Source organism: Amycolatopsis sp. cmx-4-83 (genome assembly GCF_046548815.1).
GTDB lineage: Bacteria > Actinomycetota > Actinomycetes > Mycobacteriales > Pseudonocardiaceae > Amycolatopsis > Amycolatopsis pretoriensis_A.
The window spans coordinates 237,896-261,937 of sequence record NZ_JAEBEF010000007.1 but is presented as its reverse complement, the minus strand read 5'-3'; the positions used below and the strand labels follow the sequence as shown (position 1 = coordinate 261,937).

General features: G+C 71.5%; 19 protein-coding genes. 6 read left to right on the top strand and 13 right to left on the bottom strand.

All coding sequences use genetic code 11. From position 1 onward, the window contains the following. Positions 1–8: 8 nt before the first annotated feature. The 3 genes from malQ to ACLJQM_RS22820 all read right to left on the bottom strand — a co-directional run bounded on the left by malQ (position 9) and on the right by ACLJQM_RS22820 (position 2,932). Positions 9–1,940 carry a 4-alpha-glucanotransferase gene (gene malQ / locus ACLJQM_RS22830; RefSeq protein ID WP_410632704.1) on the bottom strand — a complete coding sequence of 644 codons (1,932 nt, stop codon included), beginning with the start codon at positions 1,938–1,940 and terminating at the stop codon, positions 9–11. Positions 1,941–2,159: 219 nt separating this feature from the next. Further along, entirely contained in the window at positions 2,160–2,360 is a 201-nt protein-coding gene (locus ACLJQM_RS22825; RefSeq protein ID WP_410632703.1) for a hypothetical protein, read from the bottom strand. After that, positions 2,357–2,932 carry a hypothetical protein gene (locus ACLJQM_RS22820; protein ID WP_410632701.1) on the bottom strand — a complete coding sequence of 192 codons (576 nt, stop codon included), beginning with the start codon at positions 2,930–2,932 and terminating at the stop codon, positions 2,357–2,359. The genes ACLJQM_RS22825 and ACLJQM_RS22820 overlap by 4 nt, the downstream gene beginning before the upstream one ends. 109 nt (positions 2,933–3,041) lie before the next feature. On the opposite strand from ACLJQM_RS22820, the gene ACLJQM_RS22815 reads away from it, so the two are divergent. The 3 genes from ACLJQM_RS22815 to ACLJQM_RS22805 are packed head-to-tail and all read left to right on the top strand — an operon-like array spanning position 3,042 to position 6,357. After that, a complete protein-coding gene (locus ACLJQM_RS22815) occupies positions 3,042–4,211 on the top strand; it encodes a sensor histidine kinase (RefSeq protein ID WP_410632700.1) in 1,170 nt (389 codons plus the stop codon). Next, positions 4,208–4,876: a response regulator gene (locus ACLJQM_RS22810; RefSeq protein ID WP_247011840.1), complete on the top strand. Its 669-nt coding sequence runs from the start codon at positions 4,208–4,210 to the stop codon at positions 4,874–4,876. The genes ACLJQM_RS22815 and ACLJQM_RS22810 overlap by 4 nt, the downstream gene beginning before the upstream one ends. A gap of 17 nt (positions 4,877–4,893) precedes the next feature. Beyond that, on the top strand, positions 4,894–6,357 hold the full coding sequence (locus tag ACLJQM_RS22805) for an amino acid permease (protein WP_360767097.1): 1,464 nt from the start codon (positions 4,894–4,896) through the stop codon (positions 6,355–6,357). On the opposite strand, the gene ACLJQM_RS22800 is transcribed toward ACLJQM_RS22805, so the two are convergent. The 3 genes from ACLJQM_RS22800 to ACLJQM_RS22790 all read right to left on the bottom strand — a co-directional run bounded on the left by ACLJQM_RS22800 (position 6,335) and on the right by ACLJQM_RS22790 (position 9,989). Further along, on the bottom strand, positions 6,335–7,117 hold the full coding sequence (locus ACLJQM_RS22800; RefSeq protein WP_410632699.1) for a DUF6885 family protein: 783 nt from the start codon (positions 7,115–7,117) through the stop codon (positions 6,335–6,337). The genes ACLJQM_RS22805 and ACLJQM_RS22800 overlap by 23 nt on opposite strands. A gap of 49 nt (positions 7,118–7,166) precedes the next feature. Beyond that, positions 7,167–8,510, bottom strand: a complete 1,344-nt coding sequence (locus ACLJQM_RS22795) for a glutamine synthetase (RefSeq protein WP_410632698.1) — start codon at positions 8,508–8,510, stop codon at positions 7,167–7,169. A gap of 678 nt (positions 8,511–9,188) precedes the next feature. Further along, a complete protein-coding gene (locus ACLJQM_RS22790; RefSeq protein WP_410632697.1) occupies positions 9,189–9,989 on the bottom strand; it encodes an EamA family transporter in 801 nt (266 codons plus the stop codon). A 341-nt stretch (positions 9,990–10,330) separates the two neighbouring features. On the opposite strand from ACLJQM_RS22790, the gene ACLJQM_RS22785 reads away from it, so the two are divergent. Continuing rightward, complete coding sequence (locus tag ACLJQM_RS22785) at positions 10,331–10,507, top strand: hypothetical protein (protein ID WP_247011850.1); 177 nt, start codon at positions 10,331–10,333, stop codon at positions 10,505–10,507. A 155-nt stretch (positions 10,508–10,662) separates the two neighbouring features. On the opposite strand, the gene ACLJQM_RS22780 is transcribed toward ACLJQM_RS22785, so the two are convergent. From ACLJQM_RS22780 to ACLJQM_RS22760, 5 genes are all read right to left on the bottom strand, one after another. Continuing rightward, a complete protein-coding gene (locus tag ACLJQM_RS22780; protein ID WP_247011852.1) occupies positions 10,663–11,844 on the bottom strand; it encodes an ROK family transcriptional regulator in 1,182 nt (393 codons plus the stop codon). Between the two features lie 11 nt (positions 11,845–11,855). Then, positions 11,856–13,322, bottom strand: coding sequence for a sugar ABC transporter permease (locus tag ACLJQM_RS22775; RefSeq protein WP_410632696.1), 1,467 nt, complete (start codon positions 13,320–13,322; stop codon positions 11,856–11,858). Between the two features lie 20 nt (positions 13,323–13,342). Then, the gene (locus ACLJQM_RS22770) at positions 13,343–14,116 is read right to left on the bottom strand and encodes an ATP-binding cassette domain-containing protein (RefSeq protein WP_086862680.1); all 774 of its coding nucleotides are present in this window, start codon (positions 14,114–14,116) and stop codon (positions 13,343–13,345) included. A gap of 90 nt (positions 14,117–14,206) precedes the next feature. Beyond that, a complete protein-coding gene (locus ACLJQM_RS22765) occupies positions 14,207–15,346 on the bottom strand; it encodes a sugar ABC transporter substrate-binding protein (RefSeq protein WP_247011857.1) in 1,140 nt (379 codons plus the stop codon). A 589-nt stretch (positions 15,347–15,935) separates the two neighbouring features. Beyond that, complete coding sequence (locus tag ACLJQM_RS22760) at positions 15,936–17,672, bottom strand: DEAD/DEAH box helicase (protein ID WP_247011859.1); 1,737 nt, start codon at positions 17,670–17,672, stop codon at positions 15,936–15,938. Positions 17,673–17,896: 224 nt separating this feature from the next. On the opposite strand from ACLJQM_RS22760, the gene ACLJQM_RS22755 reads away from it, so the two are divergent. Both ACLJQM_RS22755 and ACLJQM_RS22750 read left to right on the top strand, forming a co-directional pair. Further along, positions 17,897–19,042, top strand: a complete 1,146-nt coding sequence (locus tag ACLJQM_RS22755; RefSeq protein WP_360767081.1) for a YihY/virulence factor BrkB family protein — start codon at positions 17,897–17,899, stop codon at positions 19,040–19,042. An 89-nt stretch (positions 19,043–19,131) separates the two neighbouring features. Then, complete coding sequence (locus ACLJQM_RS22750) at positions 19,132–22,281, top strand: efflux RND transporter permease subunit (RefSeq protein ID WP_410632694.1); 3,150 nt, start codon at positions 19,132–19,134, stop codon at positions 22,279–22,281. Positions 22,282–22,714: 433 nt separating this feature from the next. Here ACLJQM_RS22750 and ACLJQM_RS22745 read toward each other — a convergent pair whose 3' ends face one another. Both ACLJQM_RS22745 and ACLJQM_RS22740 read right to left on the bottom strand, forming a co-directional pair. Continuing rightward, the gene (locus tag ACLJQM_RS22745) at positions 22,715–23,551 is read right to left on the bottom strand and encodes a hypothetical protein (RefSeq protein ID WP_410632693.1); all 837 of its coding nucleotides are present in this window, start codon (positions 23,549–23,551) and stop codon (positions 22,715–22,717) included. A gap of 201 nt (positions 23,552–23,752) precedes the next feature. Beyond that, entirely contained in the window at positions 23,753–23,995 is a 243-nt protein-coding gene (locus ACLJQM_RS22740) for a DUF3039 domain-containing protein (protein ID WP_360767072.1), read from the bottom strand. Between the last annotated feature and the right edge of the window lie 47 nt (positions 23,996–24,042).

Here is a 24,042-nt window from a genome sequence, read left to right as displayed (position 1 = left end):
GGTACCCGTTACCCGGGCAAGGGGCGTGCCGCGGCCAGCGGCGCGACCGCGGCGCGGACCCCCTTCGCGGTGAAGAAGCCGTCGACGCTGACGGGAAGGCGAATCCGCCAGTTAGGGTACTGGTCGACGGTTCCGGGCAGATTCGGCTGCCGCACTTGGCCCGCGACGTCGGCCGGCGACGTCAGCACGAGCCGTGACGCGGCCTTCGCGAGCAGCGTGTGCAAGGCGACGACCGGGTCGTCCGCCGGAATCCCTTCGCGCGCAACAAGATCCATCAGCGCTTCGCGCTCGGCCGCGGCCGCTTCTTCCTCGGCGTCGGCACCGCGGTCCAGCAGCCCCAGCTCGGCGCGCACCCGGACGTGCTCGCTCTTCAGCCAGCCCGAGACGGTGGGCAGGTCGTGCGTGGAGATGCTGGCCATCGCGTCCGGGTCCCAGCTCTCCGGCCGCGTGAACGGCTTGCCCGGCGCGTCCCAGTCGCGTTCGAACCACAGGACGGCGGAGCTGAGCATGCCCCGCTCGTGCATGGTTTCGGTGACGACGTCCTCGACGGTCCCCAGGTCCTCCCCCACGACGACGGCGCCCGCACGGTGCGCCTCGAGCGCGAGCACGCCGACCATCGCCTCGGCGTCGTAGTGCACGTACGTGCCGCGGTGCGCGGGCTCGCCCGGCGGGATCCACCAGAGCCGCCAGAGCCCGGCGATGTGGTCGACGCGGATGCCGTCGGCGTACCGCAGGACGCCCCGGATGACGTCCCGGAACGGCGCGTACCCGGCCTCGGCCAGCTTGTCCGGCCGCCACGGCGGCAGGTTCCAGTCCTGCCCCTGCTGGTTGAACGCGTCCGGCGGCGCGCCCACCCGCACGTCGGCGGCGAAGACGTCCCGCACCGCCCAGGTGTCCGCTCCGCCGGGGTGCACCCCGACCGGCAGGTCGTGCACGATCCCGACGGTCATCCCGGCGTCCCGCGCGGCCTTTCGCGCGGCTTCCAGCTGGACCCGGCACAGGTGCTGCAGCCAGCCGTGGAAGGCCACACGGTCTTTCAGCTCTTCGCGAGCCTTTTCGACCTCGGCCCCGGCGGGGTCCCGGAGTCCTTCGGGCCAGTCCCGCCAGTCGGCGCCGTGCTGTTCGGCGAGCGCGCAGAAGAGCGCGAACTCCCGCAGGTCAGGGTCTTCGGGCACCTCCTCGGCCCGGTGCGGCCAGAGCAGTTCGAGCGCGGCCCGCTTCGCCGTCCAGACGGCGTCGTAGTCGATCAGGTCGCCTTCCCGGTCCGGCGCCAGCGACTCGACGGCCTCCCGCGTCGCCACGTCGGCCTTCGCGAACGTCTCGGTGGCGGTGACGCGCAGGTAGACGGGATTGGCGAACCGCCGGCTCGCGGGCGAGTAGGGCGACCGCTCGACGGGGTGCGCGGGACTGATCGCCTGCACGGGGTTGACGAGCAGCACCCCGGCATCCAGCTCGGCGGCCGACCGCGCGGCGAAGGTGGCGAGGTCGGCGTAGTCCCCGATGCCCCACGACCCGGGCGAGTGCAGGGAGTACAGCTGCAGCATCCAGCCCCACGCGGGCTTGACGACCGGCAGCTTCGCGGGCACGACGGCGAGCACGACGTCCTGTTCGGCGGTCACCACCCGGTGCCAGCCGAGCGGCAGATCACCGGGCAGTTCCCCGGGGGCCGGGCGCCGCGTCCCGTCCTCGAGAACGACCTCGGCGTCCCCGGGCAACGGCCGGGTGGCGCCCTCCTTGACGACGATCGTCGGCGGCAGCGCACCGGTCTCGGCCACGGCTTCGTCGCTGGTGGGATCGACCCCGAACTGCCGGAGAACGGCGGCGACGACCTCGTCGTCCACGTCGACCCAGACCTGATCGGCGTTCTCGTACCGGGTGGCAACGCCATACCGGTCGGCAAGCTCCTGCAGGACACGGCGGGCGGCAATCTCATCGGGCACGGCCCCAGCATTCCGGTACCGGGCCGTCCCCGCCATCCACACGGACGGACGTCACCCCGGCGGCCGGTCGGCGACCGGGGCCGAACCCGGTGTGCGCGCCCCGGCGCCGTGACGCGGCGGGCCGCGCCCCAGGTGTTCCGGCACCCTCGGCCGCGCCGTCCTCTGTGTCCACCGCACTCTCTCCTCTCACTCGGTTCCCGGCCGCGCTCACCTCCCTTCTCACCCGCTCCCCCTCTTCGCCCGGATCGCGAACAGCACCACCGCCCCGCCGAGGACCATCACCACGCTCGCCGCCACGTGCAGCGAGGGCGGTAGCACGTGCAGCTGGACGAACCAGCTCGGCGAGCCCGCCCCGAGCAGCCGGTTCAGCAAGCCACCCGCGCCCTGGACCACCAGCAGGATCCCGAGCAGCTCGATCACGACCGCACCTCCTCGCGCTTCCCGAAAAGCTCCTCCCAGACCGGGCCGGTGACCAGCCAGATCACCGTCACCGTGCCGAGCCGCGGGAACCACCCCCACAGCGGCGCGACCTGCTCCGGCGTGCCGATCGCCCAGATCGCCGCCAGCAGCGCCACCGCCGCGAGCCCGCAGGCCAGCAGGCACTTGAAGAACTCGCGCCACTCGTGCCGCGCCTTCTCCCGCCCTCGCCGTTCCGGTGGTGGTGGCGGCCCGCCGGCGAACCGGTGCGCGAACCGCTCGTCGGCCCAGCGGACCAGGCTCGGCCCGAACACGACGCTGAACCCCAGGTACACCGCCGCGAGGCCGTGGGTGAAGTTCGCCTTCGCCCCGCCCGCCAGGTCGGCGGCCGTCGCCACCAGCACTACGACGTCGATCAGCGGCACCGTCGCCAGCAGCACCGCCGACGCCCGGCGCGCCCGCAGCACGTACCGCACGGCCAGCCCGGCCGCGATGACCACCCAGAACCCGATCTCGCCCGCCGCGATCACGACCGCCATCGGGTTCTCCGAGAAGAACTCCCCAATTCCGTTCACCCCTCCACGCTCTCCCAGGCCGCGGCTCCGACGCGTCGTCGGAAGGGAGGACCGGGCGTCATCACTTCGTAGGACGCGGACCCGGCACCGGGTGTGCTGGGATGATCACATGCAGTTCCCTCGCCTTCGCTCGCTGCCGGTGTGGCAGCAGGACGCCCTGATCGCCCTCGCCACGGGGGCGATCGGCTTCGGCGTCTACGCGGCCGGCATCCACCGGGTGCTGGCGGGGTACGACCACGCCCCGCTGTGGGTGCGGCTGCTGGAGCTCACCGCGCTGTGCGGGCTGGAGCTGCTGCGGCGGTGGGTGCCGGGCGCGCTGCTGCTGGCGACGGCGGTGCTCGCAGCGGACATCTGGCTGGGCCCGTCGCTGCCGGTGCTGATCGTCTACACCGACTTCCTGTACGCGGCGACGCTGTACGGCTCCCGGCGCACCAGCCGGGTGATGATCGGCGTCGCCGCGGTGTCGGTGGTGGGCGTGCTCGCCGCGGTGCTGCTGCTGGCGCAGGAATGGCGCACGGCGGTGCTGGCCGCGGTGAGCGTGCTGCCGTTCGTCGTGACACCGGTGTGGTGGGCGGCGAACGTCCGGCAGCAGCGCGACATCGCCGACACCGAGCGGGCCAACGCGGTGCAGCTGGCGAAGATCGCGGAGCTGGATCGGCGGGCGGCGGTCGCGGCCGAGCGCGGGCGGATGGCGCGCGACCTGCACGACGTGATCGCCGGCCACCTTTCGGCCATCGCGATCCAATCGGAAGCGGCGCTGTCGCTACCGGACCCGAGGCTGGCGAGGACGGTGCTGGAGTCCGTACGGGAAAACAGCGTGAGCGCCCTGGAGGAAATGCGCACGATGATCGGGTTGCTCAAAACCGAGAGCGGGCGCGCGGCGACGACCGTGCCTTCCCGGCTGGCGGAACTGGCCGGGCTGGTCGAGTCGGCGCGGGCAAGCGGCCTGGACGTCAACCTCGGATCCACTGTGGACACCCAGGTACCCCTGCCGGCGGCGGTCGACCTGACCGCGTACCGGATCACGCAGGAGGCACTGACCAACGCGGTCAAGCACGCCCCGGGCGGGAAGGTCGACGTCGACGTCTGCTACCTCGACGGCGTCCTCGCGGTCGAGGTCCGCAACGACGTCCACCACCCGAAGGACGGCAGCGGCACCGGAACGGGCCTGCTGAACATGCGCGAACGGGCCGACGCCGTGGGCGGCAAGCTCACCGCCGGCCCGGAGGGCGAGGGCTGGCTGGTCCGCGCGGAATTGCCGGTGAGCGATCCCCGATGACCGTCACCGTCCTCATCGCCGACGACCACGACGCGGTCCGGTTCGGCCTCAGCACCATCCTCAACCACGCCGAGGGCATCGAAGTCGTCGGTGAAGCCGCCGACGGCGCGTCCGCCGTGCGGCAGGCCCGCGCCCTCCGCCCGGACGTCACGCTGATGGACGTCCAGATGCCGGGCACCGACGGGATCACCGCCACCCGGCAGCTGGTCGCCGAAGGGCTCACGCAGGTCCTCGTGCTCACCACGTTCGACCTCGAGGAGTACGTGGACGGCGCGCTGCGGGCGGGCGCCGCCGGATTCCTGCTCAAGTCGGTGGCGGCGCCGCGACTGATCGAGGCCGTGAAGCTCGTCGCGGCCGGGGAAGGCGTGCTCGCCCCGCAGATCACGAGGCGGCTGATCAGCGCCTTCGCCGCGGCCACCCGCGGCCCGGCCCCGGCACCCCAGGGCCTGTGCACCCTCACCGAGCGCGAACGCGAGGTGCTCGCCTGCCTCGGCGAGGGGCTGTCCAACTACCAGATCGGCACCCGGCTGTACATCGGCGAGACCACCGTCAAGACGCACGTCTCGCGCGTGCTGGGCAAGCTCGGCCTGCGCTCCCGGGTCCACGCGGCGATCCTCGCGCAGGAAAACGGGCTGGTCGTTGCCGATCTGCGAAAACCCCCGTGACCTTCTAACTTCTCCTCATGGGTGTGCGGAGAACGCTGAACGTGGACGAGGTCCTGGCCCGCCAGGACTCCGGTGAGCTCAAGCGGCGGCTGCGCGGACGCGACCTGGTCGGGTTCGGCGTCGGGATCATCATCGGCACCGGCATCTTCACCCTCGCGGGCGTCGAGGCGAAGACGCACGCCGGGCCGGCGGTGACGCTGTCGTTCGTGCTCGGCGCGGTCGTCGCCGGGCTCGCGGCGCTGTGCTACGCCGAGCTCGCTTCCAGCGTCCCGACGGCGGGAAGCGCTTACACCTACGCCTTCGCCACCCTCGGGGAGGTGTTCGCCTGGATCATCGGCTGGGACCTCCTGCTGGAGTTCGCGCTCGGCGCCGCCGTGGTGTCTCGGGGCTGGTCGGGGTACCTCGCGAACCTGCTCGGGCTGTCGCCGGAGTGGTTCGGCGAAGACGCGAAGGTCAACGTCGGCGCGGTGCTCATCATCGCCGTGCTGACCGTCGTCGCCGTGCTGGGGATCAAGGAGTCGGCCTGGCTGACCAACCTGCTGGTGTGCGTGAAGGTCGCCGTCTGCGTGCTGGTGCTCGCGGTCGGCCTGTTCTTCGTCAAGGGCGCCAACCTGACGCCGTTCATCCCGCCGGCCCAGGCTCCCGAGGCCGGGACGACGGTGCTCGAACAACCCATCGTCCAGGCCGCGCTGGGGCTCGAACAGTCGGTGTACGGCATCGCCGGCATGGTCACCGCCGCGGCGGTCGTGTTCTTCGCCTACACCGGTTTCGAAGCCCTCGCGAACCTCGGCGAGGAGACGCTGAACCCGCGCAAGGACCTCCGGGTCGGCATCCTGGGCGCGCTCGGCGTGTGCGCGCTGCTCTACATCGGCGTGTCGATCGTGCTGACCGGCATGATCCCGTTCACCGACATCGACACGGGCGCGCCGCTGGCGGACGCGTTCGACCGGGTCGGCCAGCACTGGGTGGGCGCGCTGATCTCGCTCGGCGCGGTGACCGGCCTGACGTCGGTGATGATGGTCGAGCTGGTGACGATCGGGCGGATCGGGTTCGCGATGGGCCGTGATGGCCTGCTGCCGAAGGCGCTCGGCCGGACGCACCCGCGCTGGGGCACCCCGCACCGGATGACGATCGGCGGCGCGGCGCTGATCGCCGTGCTGGCCGCGTTCATCCCGATCTCCGAGCTGGCCGACATGGTGAGCATCGGCGCGCTGTCGGCGATGATCATCGTGGCGGTGGCCGTCCCCGTGCTGCGGCGCCGCCGTCCCGACCTGGACCGGCCGTTCTCCGTGCCGTTCTCGCCGGTGATCCCGATCGTGGCCGCGCTGGCGTGCCTGTACCTGATGCTCAACCTCAACGTGCTGACGTGGATCCGGTTCGCCGCGTGGCTGGTGATCGGCCTGGTGATCTACTTCGCCTACGGCCGGCGGCACTCCCGCTTCGCCCCCGAGGCCGCGGCTAGTCCCAAGGAGACGGACTGAGCCCGGCGACGCCCGCCGCCTCGCGCACCACGCCGGCCTGCTCGGTGTCGACGACCACGAGGACGCCGAGCCCGGTCAGCGCCGCCGTCACCCATTCGACCGGCTGGTCGTGGATCCCGTTGTCCCCCAGCGACGCGTAAGTGTCCACAACGGACACCAGGGTGCCTTCGGCGCCGATCCGGATCCCGGCCAGGAGCACGAAGTGGCCGCCGGGCGGGCGCCAGCGGGACGTCCAGAGGGGCGGGACGCCGGTGTCGAGGTAGTCGAGCAGCGCGCGTTCCGGGGTGTCGTGGGCGCCGAGCTCGGCGCCGTCGATCCGGGCGATCACCGCGACGCGCGGGACGTCCCACAGCCCGACCAGCAGGTCGAAGAGCGCCTCGGTGGTCCACGCCCCCGTCACCGGCACGGCCGTGAGAGCGCCGCGCGACAGCGAGCCGACGGCCGAGGCCAGCCCGGAGACCCTCGTGCCGGCGGCGGCCGGGTCGTCGACGCCCGGCAGCGGCAACCGGAACCCGGCCCGGCCCGCCTCGCCCGGCGGGCGCACGACCGGTCCGCGGACGGTGCCCGCGGCCGCGGCGACGGCGTCTTGGTCGAGCACGTCGAGACCGGCCGCCCGCAGCGCCGCGAGGCTGCAGAACGCCGCGGCCAGGCCGTCCTTCTGGGGCAGCTCCGCCTGGGCCACCGCGGCCAGGCGGGCCCCGCCCGGCAGCCAGCGCACCCCGGACAGGTCGAGCTGCCCGCCGTCGATCCCCGAAGACATCGGTCCCCTCAGTGGCTTCCCGGATTCCGTGGGGTCATCATCCCAGCCTTCAATAACGCCACAGGTGTGCGGCGACGATCTCGTCGGCCGAGCGTTCGGCCGCCCACGCCGCGTCGGACGCCCGGACGGCGCGGAAGGCGCCCAGCAGGTCGTCGCCGAGCACGTCGGCGATCCGCGGCGTGGCGAGCAGCGCGGCGTCCTGTTCGGCGGTGTCGGCCGGCAGGCGGCGCACGCCGCGCGTCTCCCGCTCCCCCGCCGTCCAGCCGCCCGGGTCTTCGGCGATCGGCTCGGGCAGCGCCGGGGCGTCTTCGATGCCCGCCATCCCGGCGGCCAGCACCACCGCCAGCGCGAGGTACGGGTTGGCGGAGGCGTCGGACGTCTTGAGCTCGACGTTCGCGTGGCCGGCGCCGAGCAGCGGCGAGCCGGGGACGTACCGCAGCGGCGCTTCGCGGTTTTCGACGCCCCAGAACGCGTACGCGCCCGCGAAGTAGCCGGGCCGCAGCCGCAGGGTGGACGGAACGCTCGGCGCGGTGATCGCCGTCAGCGCCGGCAGGTCGCGCAGCAGCCCGGCGAGGTAGCCGGCCCCGTCGCCGGCGAGGTCGTCGAGGAGGTTCCGCCCCTTCCGCCGGACGGAGGTGTGCAGGTGCCAGCCGTTCCCGGCCGCACCGAGCCCGACGAGCGGCGCGAAGCTGACGACGAGCCCGTGCGCGTGCGCGGCGGCGTGAATGGTCTGCCGCGCGAGCAGCTGATCATCGGCGGCGGCCACCGGATCCGTGGCGGCGAGCGACAGCTCGACCTGCGCGACGCCGTACTCGGCGTGCAGCTGCCCGATCCGCAGCCCGTTGGCGGCGAAGTCGTGCAGCAGGGCGGCGACGAAGCCGTCGAGCCGCACGAGGGCGTGCGGGCTGTAGGCGGGCCCGGGGTGCCCGGGCGTCGTGACGACGTCGGCGCTGCCCGCGGGAGCGACGGCGAATTCGAGCTCGTACCCGGCCCGGAACTCGAGCCCCCGCCGAGCCCCCTCGGCAACCTGCGCTTCGAGCACGGCCCGCTGGCAGTAGGGCCAAGGCTCCCCGTCCCGGCCGAGCTGCCGCACGGGCGCCCAGGCGAGCGCGGGCTGCCCGGCGAGCCGCCGCAGCCGCTCGACGACGGGCACGAGCCGGATGTCCCCGGACGGCGTGGCGAGCCCGGCGTGCCCGTAGGTGATGGCGTCATGACTGTCGAAGACGGCGAAGAGCGAGGTGGCCCCGACACCACGGGTGGCAGCGTCGGCGAGCCCGGCGATGGGAACGATCCGCGAGCGCGGAATGCCGTTGTTGTCCGCCCAGGCGAGGTGAACACCCCCCACCCCGGCAGCAGCGAAGTCCTTCGCCGCCGCGGACGCCGCCTTGGTCATGGCCACCCGCTCCTTCCGGCCCCGAGTTCCGGCCCAGAGCAGACCCCACCCATCCCGGGGGACGAGCCCCGCTCCAGCGTATCGGGCGGCCCCGACGAAACGGCCCGGAAAGGGGTCTGCCGAGACCGATTGTCCACATCACGGCCGGGCTGTGGACAACTCGGCGGGCACGGTCGAATGTGTGCCTCTGACAGCGGCGCCGAGGCTGGGTGGGCCGGCTGCGGTCCGGCTGGCCTGCCGTGGGTCTCAGCCCAGCGGCTCGTCACGGCCGGTCCGCCGCAACCTCTGTCCGGCGGCTCGCCACGAGCAGCCCGCCGTTACCTCGATCCGAAAGCTCGCCGCGGCCGCCCGACACAACTTTGGCCCGGCGGCTCCCCATGAGCGACCCGCCGCGAACCGAGCCGGACGGCTCGCGAAGAGCGCCCCGCCGCGGACCCGAGTCGAACAGCTCGTCACGGGCGACCGCCACAAACCTGAACCGAACGGCTCGTCATGGCCGGCGCACCGCAGACTCAGCCCGACGGATGTGCCTTCCCTCCGGCCGAGGCAGCGCCCGACTGAGGTGGACCGGCCGGCGCCAAGCCACCACGACGGCGAGCCCGGCCGCTGAAGGGCTCAGCCCGGTGGCTCCACACTCGACCCGCCAGTGGCTTCACGCCGAACCCGATGGCCCCACACTCACCCCGGTGGCTCCACCGCCCGCCCAGTCCCCTCCCGGCCCCGCAGCGCCACCCCAGCCACCACCGCCAACGTCCCCGCCGCCTCCGGCACCGAAGGTACCTGCCCCAGCAGCAGGAACCCCATCACCCCCGCCGTCACCGGCAGCAACGCCAGCAGCACCGCGAACCGAGCCTGGCCCAAGCGTCGCAAAACCACCTGGTCCAGCGCGTAGGGCACCACCGTCGACAGCACCCCGACCCCCACCCCGAGCAGCACCATCCGCGGCGAAGACCACACCTCTCCCGTCCCCCACGCCAACGGCGACAGCACCACCGTCGCCACCGCGAAGCCGATCGCCAGGCTGTCGATCCCGTCGCCGTCCACCGCCACCCGCTTGCCCAGCAGGATGTAGCCCGCCCAAGCCGCCGCCGCGGCCAGGGCGAAGGCCACCCCTGCGAACGAGCCCGCGATCCGGACGTCCGCGATCGCCACCACGCCGCACACCACCAGCACCAGCACCAGCACGTCCCGGACCGTCCGCGAGCCGAGGGCGGCCACCAGGACCGGGCCCGCGAACTCCAGGGCCACCGCCGTGCCCAGGGGGAGCCTCGCGATCGCCTCGTAGAAGAGCACGTTCATGCCCGCCGTCACCAAGCCGAACACGATCGCCAGCGCCAGCCTGCGGCCTCGCCAGGCGGCCCGGGACGGGCGGCGCCAGGCCAGGAGGACCACCGCCGCTCCCAGGCAGCGGAGCCAGGCCACTCCCGCCGGGGTCGCGTGGCCGAAAAGGTCGACCGCGACCGCCGCTCCGGCGTACATCGAAATTCCGCTGAGAACGAACAAGAGCGGAGCGGGGACCGCGGAATGCCGTCGGGGGGTTGTCACCGTACTCACGACCCCATGGTGCCTGACCACGGAAAACGTAACTCTCCGGGTAATCGTCTCCTGCATTGCGGGATGCGGTTACGGCATCCGGGGTAAATCGGCGTGACTCAGGTCCCACCGGCGCGGGAACACTTGCGAGCCGCGAAACGTCTGGAAGAGTGGAAGCACGAACACCGCGGAGCCGGAGGCGATCGCCGCCGCCGGGTCAGTCCCGAAGTGGGCGTAGCTGGATCGATGGCACCGGGCAACCGGTGCCGGGACGGAGGGAGACCCCCATGACAACGCCGACGCTCACCCGCCCCGAACTGACCGCCGCCGACCGCTGTGACCGGTGCGGGGCCGCAGCTCAGGTACGCGCCGTCCTCAAGGGCGGCGAGCTTCTCTTCTGCGGGCACCACGCCCGCGAGCACGAGGCCAAGCTCAAGGAACTGTCCGCCGACATCCAGCGGTAACAACGTCAGAACACGCGAAGGCGGCCAGTGCGCACAGGCACTGGCCGCCTTCGCATTTTTGAAACCTGCCCCGTCTGCAACTTGCAAAGTGCGTGCCCTATGTCACGGTCCGGCCGCGGAATGCCGTGATTGTGGTCACGTAATCGGACAAGAAATCAGACAGAATCCAGCACGACTTCGAACGCCACTTCCGCGGCCCCCAGCAGCTTCACGTCGGCGCCCAGCGCCGAGCTGACGATCCGGGTGCCGCCGACCGCCCGGCTCACCAGGCTGCGCCGCCGCACCTCGGCACCGACGTGCCGCAGCACCGCCTCCGGCAGCACCGTCAGCAGGTCGCCGAGGATCACCAGCTGCGGCCCGAGCAGGTTGACGACGTTGATCAGCCCCAGCGTCAGCCACTCGGCGAACTCCGCGAGCCGCGTCAGCGCCGCCTCCGAGTCCCGGCCGAGCTCGCGCAGCTCGAACAGGATCGCACCACGCGGGGTGTCCTCCGGCAGCCCGAGGGCCCGGCACAGCGCCGCTTCGCCGACCTCGGTCTCCCAGCAGCCACTGCTGCCGCAGTAGCAGTCCCGGCCGTCCGGGCGGATCACCATGTGCCCGATTTCGCCGACGTAGCCCGAGCCGCCGCGCAGCGCCGAGCCCTCCGCGATGACGCCGCCGCCGACGCCGACGTCCGCCGAGATGTAGACCACGTCGGACGCCCCGCGGGCCGCGCCGCGCAGGTGCTCGGCGACCGCGCCGAACTCGGCGTCGTTGCCGACCAGGATCGGGATCTGCAGGACGCTGCCGAGCCGCTCGCCGAGCGCGACGTCGGTCCAGCGCAGGTTCGGGGCCTCGTGCACGTACCCGTCGGCGCGCCGGATGACGCCGGGCACCGACACCCCGACCGCCACCGGCGTCACGTCGAGGTCGCCGGCCAGCAGGGACGCCGACTCGATGACGTGCGTGATGACCTCGTCGGGCTGACCCATCCGGCCGCGCAGGTTCCAGCTGTTGCGGCCCAGGATCTGCCCGCCCAGCCCGACCAGCGCGAGCGCGACGTGCTCGACCTGCAGGTCGACCGCGAGCACGACCGCCGCGTGCGGCTGGGGCAGGACCAGGAGCGAGGGGCGGCCCGCCCCTCGTCCCGGCCTCGGCACCTTCTCCTCGACGACACCGGCTTCGGCGAGCCCGTCGACGAGGGTCTTGATCGTGCTCCGGTTGAGCCCCAGCTCGGAAGCCAGGGTCGCCCGGGTGCTCGGCCCGCCGACGTGCAGCAGGCGGAGCAGAGTAGTGCGGTTGTGCCGGCGCACCTCGTCCGGTCGAGCAACGGGTGAGCTGGACACGGGCTTTATCATTCCATGCTGGTTCAGCGCGCCGACGCAGCCGCGCGGCGCCGGGACAGCGCGTCGACCGTGGCGGCGAGCAGCAGGACCAGACCGGTGACGATGTTGACCACCGCGGCCGGCTGCTTGAGCAGGCCCAGGCCGTTGATGACCACGGCGATCACCAGGCCACCGACGACGGCGTCGGCCACCCGGCCCTTGCCGCCGAACAGCGACGTACCACCGATGACGGCCGCGCCGACCGAGTACAGCAGCGTGTTGAGGCCACCGGACTGCGGGCTGACCGAGCCGACCTTCGACGCGGCGACGATGCCGCCGATGGCCGCGACCGCCGAGCCGATGACGAACACGCTCGCGCGGATCTTCGGCACGTCGATACCGGCGCGGCGGGCGGCTTCCTTGTTGCCGCCGACCGCGTACACGTACCGGCCGTACTTGGTCCGGTTGAGCACGTAGGTCCCGGCCACCAGGAGCACCAGCATGATCGGGATGACGTACGGGATGCCCTGGATCGTGACGACCGCCTTGTTCGGCGAGCGGTTGACCGTCAGCAGCCAGGTTCCCAGCGCCGACAGCACGACGAGCGCGCCGACCTTGACCAGCACCAGCGTCGTCGGCTGGACGACCAGGCCGCGCTGGAGCCGCCGGAAGTGGCTGAGCAGCGTGATCACCGCGAACCCGCCGGCGGCCACGAGGAAGAAGATCCAGCTGCCGACGACGTTCAGGTTGCCGTTGGCGATCTTGTACAGGACGTCGGAGTTGGTGATGCCGATCGTGCCGCCTTCACCGATGAACTGCAGCAGGACGCCCTGCCACACGATGAACAGCGCCAGCGTCACGACGAAGGACGGCATGCCGATCTTCGACACCAGGAAGCCGGTGATGCAGCCGATCGCGGTGCCGACGCAGATGGCCAGCAGGATCTCCAGCCAGGCGTTGGCCGGGACGCCGATCGCGACGATCAGCAGGCCGACCAGCGACAGCGCGGCGCCGCCCCAGATCCGCTGGTAGGCCGAGAGCAGCATGGCCGCGGCGAGGACCGCGATGAACGTGACGAACACGCCGGAGCCCAAGGTGCCCAGCAGGTTCCCGGCGTGCACGTAGTGCAGGGCCATCACCGACGCGGCGGTGCCGGAGGCCACACCGGCGGCGAGGTCGATCTCGCCGAGCAGCAGCACGAAGACGATGCCCATCGCGATGATGATCACGCCCGCGCCCTGCGGGAACACGTTGGCGATGTTGGCCAGCGTGAAGAAGTTGTCCGACAGCGCGCTGAACAGGATCACCAGCACGAGCAGGCCGAACAACGACGGCAGGGAGCCGAGCTCACCGGCCCGGAGGCGGGCGAAGTAGTCACGCAGCGCTTCGCCGGTTGACATCGATGTCGTGTCGATGCCGAAGTCGGTGATCGCCGCGGTCGGGTTCTGGGTCTGCGCGAGCGCTTCCGCGGCCGGGGTGTCGACCTCGTGCTTCGCAGGGGATTCAGTCATTTCCGGTTCTTTCTTCCCGCTCACAGGACCACGGCTTCGGGCCGGGCCAGGCCGAGGTCACCGGAGCGACCCGCGGTGATCAGTTCCACGATCTGGCCGTGGCTGACGTCCTTCGTGTGCACCTCGGCGACGAGCCGGCCGAGGTAGAGGACGGAGATGCGGTCGGCGACCTCGAACACGTCGGCCATGTTGTGGCTGATCAGCACGACCCCGAGCCCCTGCTCGGCCAGGCGGCGGACGAGGTCCAGCACCTGCCGGGTCTGGGCGACGCCGAGGGCGGCGGTCGGCTCGTCCAGGACGACGACCTTGCTGTTCCACAGGACCGACTTGGCGATGGCCACCGTCTGGCGCTGGCCACCGGAGAGCGAGGAGACCGGCGTCCGGACCGACTTCACGGTCCGCACCGAAAGGGAGGCCAGCGTCTCGCGCGCGGCCTTCTCCATGCTGGCTTCGTCCAGCTTCCAGCTGCTCCCGCGCTCACGGCCGAGGAACATGTTCTGCACGATGTCGAGGTTGTCGGCGAGCGCGAGGTCCTGGTAGACGACCTCGATGCCGAGGTCGGCGGCGTCCTTCGGCCCCCGGATGTGGGCGTCCTGCCCGTTGAACCGCACGGCCCCCGAGTCGTACGGGTGGATGCCGGCGATGCACTTGACGAGGGTCGACTTGCCGGCGCCGTTGTCGCCGACCAGGGCGGTCACTTCGCCCGCACGCACGTCGAAGTCCACGTCGTGGAGGACGTGGACGGGGCCGAAGCTCTTGTTCAGGCCCTTGATCTCGAGGATGGGCTCACTCATGGCTGGCTTTACTCCTGGGTGGGGACCGGGCCGGGACGCGCCGTCGGGGTGCGCGTCCCGGCCCGGCTGTTCATGGGTAGAGCGGGCGGCTCAGGAGATGCCGAGCGAGGTGCACTTGGCGGCGAGGTCGCCACCGCAGATCTCGGCGGCCTTCACGTAGCCCTGGGTGACGACGGTCTTGACGTCCTTCTCCAGGATCGTCGTCGGGGTGAGCAGCACGGACTTGATGTCGCGGTTGTTCTTCGGGTCGTGCAGCTTCGCCGTCGCGATCGCGTCCGCACCGGCCGTGTCACCCTTGGCGAGGGCGGCGGCCAGCTTGGCGGTGGCCTCGGCCTCTTCCTTGATCGGCTTGAAGACCGTCATGTACTGGTCGCCGCGCATGACCGCCATCAGGCCGTCGGCGGTCGCGTCCTGGCCGGTGACCGGGACCTTCCCGTTGAGGCCGTTCTTCTTCAGGATGGTGATGACCGCGCCGGCCAGGCCGTCGTTCGCCGCGACGACGCCGTCGACCTTGCCGCCGTTGGCGGTGAAGATCTGCTCGAACGTCGTGCCGCCGAGCTGGTTGTCCCAGTCGTTGATCGGCTGCTTCTGGATCCGCTTGAGCGTGCCGGCCGTGTTCAGCGGGTCGAGGACGGAGTCCTGGCCCTTGGTGAACAGCGTGGCGTTGTTGTCGGTCGGGGCGCCCTCGATCTGGACGAAACCCGCACCCGGCTTGGCCTTCAGCGCGTCGGCCATGGCCTGGCCCTGCAGCTGGCCGACCTTCTCGTTGTCGAACGAGACGTAGTAGTCGGCGGAGCCGCCGAGGCTCGGGCGGTCGTAGTCGATGACCGGGATGCCCGCGGTCTTCGCCTTGGCCTCGACCGCGGCACCGACGGCCGGGTCACCGGGGGCGATGACCAGGACCTTGACGCCGGAGCTGATGAAGCCGTCGGCCAGGGTGGCGAACTTCTGGTTGTCGCCCTGGGCGTTCTGGACGTCGACCTCGAAGCCCTGCGCCGTCAGCGCGGCCGTCAGCATCGGCTTGTCGAAAGCCTCCCAGCGCGCCGAGGTGGCGGTCTCCGGGAGGATGACGCCGACCTTGCCGCTGGCGCCGCCGGCGGCGGCCGGCGCGGACGAGGAAGCGGAGTTGCTCCCCGTGCCCCCGCTGTCTGAACTGTTGGCACCGCAAGCGGTGAGCACCAGGCCGGTGCTCACCGTGGCGGCGAGGAGGGTAAGGGTTCTGCTGCGCATCCTCGTTCCTTCCGGATCCAAGCATTGGTGACGAGCGGCCGTCGACGGTTGCTGTCTCGGGCCTGCGGGGCGGTGATCCGGAGGGTCCCGGCGCACCGTCGCGCATATGTTGTGGGCGACAACATATGCCGCTGAGCGGCTGCGGGGAAGATAGCTGGATCGATTAAATGACACCAATTGGACACGGTTCGGCAACACGAGCTGAACCTCGCCCGGAAAGAGCAGATCCGCTGACGATGTGATCGCCGGCACTCACCCTCTGTTACATCCAGGTTTCTTGACGCCGTGAAGGTACTCCTTCGGAGTGCACTGTGGGCAACCCGTGGCGAACCCACGCGACCGGGCGGTGATTGGTCGCCGACTTGCGGACTTCCGCGTGGATCGTGCCCGGGGAACCGCCTGCCGGGGGACGCACGGGCAGGTGATGGGTAACCGGGGACGCACTGAGCGTCACAAACCGACTGGTACTGACCAGGAACGGACGGTGACCGCCGAGTTCAACCGCTCGGGCGACATCGGGGCCGCCCGGCGGCGCGGGTGAGGATCTCGTGGCGGGCCCGGCCCGGGCGCGGGAAAACCGCGGCCGGGGTCACCAGGACCGCAGGGTGACGATCCGCTCCTCGAGCTGTTCGACGGTCGCCATCGCGGTCACCGGGCCGCCGCAGACCCGGCGCAGCTCGTTGTGGATCGCGCCGTGCGGCTTCTTGGTCCGGTGGTGGTACATGCCCACCAGCGCGTTCAGCTCCTTGCGCAACGCGCCGAGCCGCTCGCTCACCGACTGCGGACGGGCCGCCGGCGGCGGGGCCTCTTCCTTGCCCGGCTTGCGGCGCTTCTCGTCGGCGATCTGCGCTTCCTGCCGCTTGCGCAGCAGGGCGCGGACCTGGTCGGGTTCCAGGAGCCCGGGCAGGCCCAGGTACTCCTGCTCCTCGTCCGAGCCGGAGAACACCGCCGTGCCGAACGAGTTGCCGTCGTAGATGACCTGGTCGAGCTCGGCGGAGGCGCCCAGCGAGGTGAACGCCTTCTCCTCCTCGCCCGGCTCGTCCTCGGTGCGGTTGGCCTGGGCGAGGAGCTCGTCCTCCCAGCCTTCCTTCTCCCGGTGCGGCTTGCCCAGCACGTGGTCGCGCTGCGCCTCCAGCTCGCTGGCCAGCTCCAGCAGCACCGGGACGGACGGCAGGAAGACGCTCGCCGTCTCGCCCTTCTTCCGGGCGCGCACGTACCGGCCGATCGCCTGGGCGAAGAACAGCGGGGTCGACGCGCTCGTGGCGTACACGCCCACGGCCAGGCGCGGGACGTCGACGCCTTCGGAGACCATCCGGACCGCGATGATCCAGCGCTCGTTGGTCTCCGAGAACTCCTTGATCCGGCCCGACGCCTTGGGGTCGTCCGAGAGCACCAGCGTCGGCGCCTCGCCGGAGATGCGTTCGAGGATCTTCGCGTACGCCCGCGCCGTCTCCTGGTCGGTGGCGATCACCAGGCCGCCCGCGTCCGGCACGCCCTGGCGGACCTGCGACAGCCGCGTGTCGGCGGCCTGCAGCACCGCCGGGATCCACTCGCCGGACGGGTCGAGCGCCGTGCGCCACGCCCGCGCGTTCTGCTCCGCCGTCAGCGGCTCGCCTAGGCGGGCGGTGAACTCCTCCCCCGCGCTCGTGCGCCAGGAGGCCTCGCCCGAGTAGGCCAGGAAGACGACCGGCCGGACCACGCCGTCGGCGAGCGCGTCCGCGTAGCCGTACGAGTGGTCGGCCTTGCTGCGCTGGAACCCGCCGGAGTCCGGCTCGTAGGAGACGAACGGGATGGCCGAGTCGTCGGACCGGAACGGCGTGCCGGTCAGCGAGAGGCGCCGGACGGCCGGGGTGAAGGCCTCGCGGATCGCGTCGCCCCAGGACTTCGCGTCGCCGCCGTGGTGGATCTCGTCGAGGATCACCAGGGTCTTGCGGTTCTCCGTGCGCACCCGGTGCAGCGTCGGGTGCGCCGCGACCTGCGCGTACGTCAGCGCGACGCCGTTGTAGTCCGACGAAGTGACGCCGGTGGTGTTGCGGAAGTTCGAGTCGATGGCGATGCCGGCCGCCGCGGCCGAGGCCGCCCACTGGTGCTTGAGGTGCTCGGTCGGGGTCACGATGGTGACCGCCTCGATCGTGCGGTCGCTCAGCAGCTCCGCGGCGATCCGCAGGCCGAACACGGTCTTGCCGGCGCCGGGCGTCGCCACCGCGAGGAAGTCCTTCGGCTTCCGCGTCAGGTACTTCGTGAGCGCCCGCCGCTGCCACGCCCGCAGCGGGCGCGCGGTCGAGTCCTTCTCCGCGGGAGGCGCCCCGAGCTGCGTCTCCGTCATGCCGGTCCCCCCTCGCTCAAGTGCTGTGACGTGCGAAAACCCTCACTGTGGTACCGGCTGCTGCCGCGTTGGGCGGCCGGCGACTTGCGGTGAGGGCACTGGAGCGAGTCTACCGGCCGGGTCCGACAGTTCCGGGCACCGGCACGGGTGATGTCCCCCGACACGCCCGGCCGCAGGGGGTGTGACGAGCCAAATCAGCACCGATGGACCATGCTGGACACGTCATGGGTGAGGTGCAGCCGTCCGCAGCGACGAAGGTGGCCCGCAAGGGGCCGTGGCGCCTCCTCACGCGCACGCTCGGGAAGGCCTGGGAGGGCAACATCTTCTCCGAGGCCGCCGAAGCGGCCTTCTGGCAGACGCTGTCGCTCCCGCCGCTGCTGCTCGGCCTGCTCGGCAGCCTGGGCTTCGTCGGCGAGTGGTTCGGCCAGGACGTCGTCGCGCAGGTCCACGACCGGATCATCGGCTTCTGCAAGACGATCTTCAGCGCCAACGCCGTCCACGACATCATCGAACCGACCGTGAACAGCATCCTCACCGTCGGCAAGGGCGAGATCGTCTCGGTGGGCTTCCTGATCTCGCTGTGGGCGGGGTCGTCGGCGATGTCGTCGTTCGTGGACGCGATCACCGTCGCGCACGACCAGTACGGCGTCCGCAACGACGTCTGGCAGCGGATCTTCGCGCTCCTGCTGTACCTGTGCGGCCTGGTGATCCTGGTGGTCGGGCTGCCGCTGCTGGCGATCGGCCCCGACCTGCTGCCGGAGTTCTTCCCCGGCGACTGGCGCCCGACCGTGACGTCGTGGGTGAGCGCGCTGTACTTCCCGACCCTCGGGGTGGTGATCACCCTGGCGCTGACCACGCTGTACAAGCTGGCGCTGCCGCGGAAGCTGCCGTGGCACCGCGGGCTGCCCGGCGCGGTGCTCGCCATGGTGGTGTTCCTGCTCTCCTCGGTCGGCCTGCGCGTCTACCTGAACTGGATCACCAAGACCGGCTACACCTACGGCGCGCTGGCCGCGCCGATCGCGTTCCTGCTGCTGATGTTCTTCATCGGGCTGGCCGTGGTCGGCGGGGCCTACTTCAACAGCGCGATCCAGGAGCTGTGGCCGGCGAAGGCGACCCGGCGGCAGCGGCGCAAGTGGCGGCGGCTGGAGATGGAACGCGCGTCCGAGCGGCTGCGCTCGGAAGACGGCCGCAAGCTGTGGGAGCGCACGACCACGCCGATGAAGCGCCCGCGCGCCGAAGACGTCTCCGGCAACGGCGACGCTCCGTCCGAAGAGGACACCTCGTCACCGAGCGCGCCGGAACCGGCACCCAGCGCTCCTCAGGGTCGGGTGTCCTCCCAAGGGACGACCCGGAATCCACCCTCAGACTGAGTCGCTCCTCAGGTCGGGCGTGGGACGCTCTCCGGGTCACTGACGCCGGCGTCGGTCGCCGCGTCGTTCCCGAGGGGGTTCCCAGAGTCATGTCCGTGCTGGCCAGATTGAGCCTGCGCAACCGAAGCCTGATCGGCCTGCTCGCGCTCGTCGTCGTCGGGTTCGGGGCGTTCGCGCTGCCGCAGATCAAGCAGCAGCTGTTCCCGTCCCTGCAGTTCCCGCAGGCCCAGATCATCACCGCGTACGCGGGCGCTTCGCCGGACGCGGTCGACCGGCAGGTCACCGAGCCGCTGGAAGGCGCGCTCCAGGGGCTGAAGGGGCTCGAGGAGGTCAACTCCACGTCCTCCGACGGCGTTTCGCGCGTGGTCGCCCAGTTCGAGTTCGGCACGGACGTCGACGGCGCCGTCCAGCAGATCCAGCAGGTGGTGAACCAGGTCCGGACGCGGCTGCCGCAGAACTCCGAACCCGCCGTGTCCGCCGGCAGCACCGACGACCTGCCAGTGGTGCTGGTCGCCGCGGGCACCGCCGGTGACCCGCAGGCGCTCGCGCCCGCGCTGACCGACCAGGTCGCCCCGGAGCTGCGGAAGATCGAGGGCGTCCGCACGGTGACCGTCACGGGCGTGCAGCAGCCGCGCGTCACGATCACCCTCGACTACGCGAAGCTGGCCGCCGCGGGCGTCGACCCGGCGTCGATCGCCACCTCGTTGCAGACGGCGGGGGCCGCGGTCCCGGCGGGCACGCTGACCGAAGGCGGCAAGACGCTGAGCGTCCAGGTCGGTGGCGGGCAGACCACTGTGGACTCGCTCCGCAACCTCTACCTCACGCCGAGTGCGGCCGCTTCGCCGTCGCGGCCGGGCACCCCGGCGCGCGGGCCGGTGAAGCTGGGTGACGTCGCCGACGTCCAGGCCGGCTTCGCGCCGCCGACGTCGATCACGCGCACCAACGGCAAGCCGAGCCTCGGCCTCTCGATCACCATGGTGGACAACGGGAACGCCGTCGCGATCTCCGACGCCGTGCGCGACAAGCTGCCGGAGCTGGCGAAGAAGACCGGCGCCGAGATGAACGTCGTGTTCGACCAGGGCACCCCGGTGAAGGACGCGATCAGCGGCCTGACCACCGAAGGCCTGCTGGGCCTGGCGTTCGCCGTCGTCGTCATCCTGCTGTTCCTGCTGTCGGTGCGCTCGACGCTGGTGACCGCGGTGTCGATCCCGCTGTCGGTGGTGGTCGCGCTGCTGGCGCTGTGGACCGGCGACCTGTCGCTCAACCTGCTCACCCTCGGCGCGCTGACCATCGCGATCGGCCGGGTGGTCGACGACTCGATCGTCGTGCTGGAGAACATCAAGCGACATCTGGCTTACGGCGAGGAAAAGCAGCGCGCGGTGCTCGACGGCGTCCGCGAGGTGGCCGGCGCGGTGACGTCGTCCACGCTGACGACCGTCGCGGTGTTCCTGCCGATCGCGTTCGTCGGCGGGTTCGTCGGCGAGCTGTTCTCGCCGTTCGCGATCACGGTGACGGTGGCGCTGCTGGCGTCGCTGCTCGTGTCGCTGACCGTGGTTCCGGTGCTGGCGTACTGGTTCCTGAAGCAGCCCGCGATCCCGGCGGACGCCATCGAGGCCGAGCGGGCGCGCGAAGCCGCCGTCGAGAAGGAGCGCCGCGGCCTGCTGCAGCGCGCCTACCTGCCGGTGATCCGGTTCGCCACCCAGCGGCGGCTGACCGTCGTGCTGCTGGCGCTGCTGATCTTCGCCGGCACGGTCGGGCTCGCGACGCGCCTGAACACGAACTTCCTCGACCAGTCCGGCGGCACCACGCTGAACATGACGCAGAAGCTGCCCGCGGGCACCAGCGTCGAGGCCAAGGAGAAGGCCGCCACCTCGGTCGAGCAGGCGCTGGCGGCGGAGTCCGCGGTGCGGACCTACCAGGTCAGCGTCGGCGGGGGCGGGGCGTTCGGCTTCGGCGGCGGGACGAACACGAGCATCTCGGTCACGGTCGCGAAGGACACCGACCTCGACGCGCTCTCGGACCGGCTGCGCGCGAAGCTGGCGTCCCGGCCGGAGCTGGGCGAGATCAAGATCGGCGCGGACGCGTCCGGCTTCAACTCCGACCAGGTGTCGGTGACGGTGACCGCGCCGTCGGAGGCCGCGCTCAAGCCGGCGTCCGACCAGGTCGTGCAGGCGCTGGGCGGGGTGTCCGGGCTGACCGAGGTGACCAGCGACCTGGCCGTCGGTTCGCCGCGGGTGCAGGTCGAGGTGGACGACGCCGCGGCCGCCGCGCGCGGGCTGTCGGCGAGCACCATCGGCCAGGTCGCCAACCAGGCGATCGCCGGCCGCACGGTGACGCAGCTGCCGGTCGGCGGGCAGCGCACGGACGTCGTGCTGCGCGCCGGCACCGCGCCGGTCACGGTCGACCAGGTGAAGGGCCTGCCGATCCCGGGTCCCACCGGCGTCGTCCGGCTCGACGAGGTCGCGAAGGTGTCCACTGTGGACGGCCCGGCGGCGGTGCACCGCACCGGCGGCGACCTTTCGACCACGGTGACGGCGAAGAACACCGGCGACAACCTGAGCAAGACCACGGCGGACATCAAGTCCAAGCTGGACGGGCTGACGTTCACCGGCGGCGCGTCGTACTCGCTCGGCGGGGTCAGCCAGGACCAGCAGGAGGCTTTCTCGAACCTGTTCCTGGCGCTGCTGGCGGCGATCGCGATCGTGTTCCTGATCATGGTGGCGACGTTCCGCAGCCTGATCCAGCCGCTGATCCTGCTGGTGTCGATCCCGTTCGCGGCGACCGGCGCGATCGGCCTGCTGCTGGCGACCGGCACCGCGCTCGGCCTCCCGGCGCTGATCGGCATGCTGATGCTGGTGGGCATCGTGGTGACCAACGCGATCGTCCTGATCGACCTGATCAACCAGTACCGGGCCGAGGGGATGAGCGTCGCGGACGCGGTCACCGAGGGCGGCCGGCGGCGGTTGCGGCCGATCCTGATGACGGCGGCGGCGACGATCTTCGCGCTGGTCCCGATGGCGCTGGGCATCACCGGCCAGGGCGGCTTCATCGGCCAGCCACTGGCGATCGTGGTGATCGGCGGCCTGGTCAGCTCTACGTTGCTGACCCTGGTGCTGGTTCCGACGCTGTACACGATGGTCGAGACCCGCAAGGAACGCCGCCACGCCCGCCGCGAGGCTCGCCGTCACCCGGCGAAGGCCCCGGAGTCGGAGTCCCTGGACCCGGCCCCGACAGCCTGACGGTCCCGACCGCAGGACGAAGGCCCGCACTTTCACGTGAAAGTGCGGGCCTTCGTCGTCGTCACTCGCCGGCGCACGCACCGCGGAGCATCCGGCGCCGCCATCCGACGACGCCGGCCTGAACCCACCCCGCGACGCGCTCGGGGCGTTCGGCGCGGCCCGACGGCGCGACCGGCGAGGGCCGCGTCGAGCACGCGCCCGGCGCGGAGCAGAACCGCGGAGCAGAACTCGGACAGCCGACCGGCACCGATCACGCGCCAAGCCGTCAGCGTGAAGTGCCGACGCCCGGACCTCCGCGCACGTCGCACGCCGGTCCGAACCCGCCCCGCCGTGCGGTCGCGGCATTCGGCTCGGCCGCGACCGATGAGGGCCGCGCGGGGTCAGGACTCGGACAGCCGCCCGGCACCGATCAGGTGCCGGGCGGCCACCGTCGTCACTGCTTGAAGCGGTACGTCATCGAATCGAACAGGATGCAGATGCTCGGCGACATCACGATCACCCGCAACGTGTTGTCCCGCTCGTCGAAGTCGATCCCCTCGACCTCGAAGTTGCCGCCGCAACCGCTCCGCAGCGGCAGCTGACCCAGCGACGTCACGTGCCCGACGACGTCCGAACCGGACAGTGCGCCGGCCAGATCGACCTGCAGCAGCGGCTTCGTCGTCCCGAAGAGGCTGCCGTCCGGGTCGTCGGATGCGCAGAGCAGGCGGGTGGCCGTCTGGAAGTCGCAGCCCTGGACGTCGCGGACCGGGTGGTCGAGGCGGATCGCCGAGGCGTACGGGAGGTTTTGTGCCGGGTTCGTGAACACCGTGCCCGGCATCGGGTGGACCAGGAGGCGGTCCATCGTCCCCCACTCCCCCGCCACCAGCCAGCGCGCGTCCGGGGACACCGCGGCGAACGAGTTGTTGTTCGCTTCCCACGACTCGAGGTTGTGCTTGTAGTTCGCCCACGAGCCGTCCGGGGCCTGGACGCGGAAGAGCTTCGCGCCGCGGTCGTCACGCTGGTAGGGCTCCACGTACCAGCCCTGGGCCGAGCCCGGGTCGCCGACGTGGCTCCAGCCCTGCGAGTTCAGGTCCGCCGGGATGGTGCCGATCCCGGTGTAGCGGATGGTGGTGCCCGACGGCCGCACGATCGTCGCGAGGCCCTGGCTCTCGTCGAGGGCTCTGGCCTGGTCGCGGCCGACCTCCGACCAGCCGGTGACGGCCTGGGCCAGCGCAGGCGAAACCACGGCCAGCAGGGCGGCGAGGGTGAGCACGATCCCGGTTCTGCGCATGTGCGACTCCGGTGGGTGAGGGGACCTGGCACGGGAGGATCTACCAGGACACCGGCACCCGGCACACCCGCCGAATGAAGGTTTTTCACGTTTGTTCGCCGATTCGTGCGCTTCCGGACAGCGATCCGACAGCGATCCGACAGCGATCCGGACAGCGAAAATCCCCGGCGGGTCGGCCCCGCCGGGGGATTCAGGCCGGGGTCACTCCCCCGGGCGCAGCCCGTCGAAGATCTCCTTGCACGCCGGGCAGACCGGCGAGCCGGGCTTCGGCGACTTCGTGACCGGGAAGACCTCGCCGCACAGCGCCACCACGAAGTTGCCCATGACCGCGCTCTCGGCGATCTTGTTCTTCTTCACGTAGTGGAACATCTTGGGCGTGTCGTCGTCGGTGGTGTCCGTGCCCTCGGGCGTGGTTTCCGGCTTCGTCAGCGTCTCGGTGCTCACCCGGCCATTGTGCCCGAGTCCCCGCGCGGGAGGTCCCCGGCCTGGCA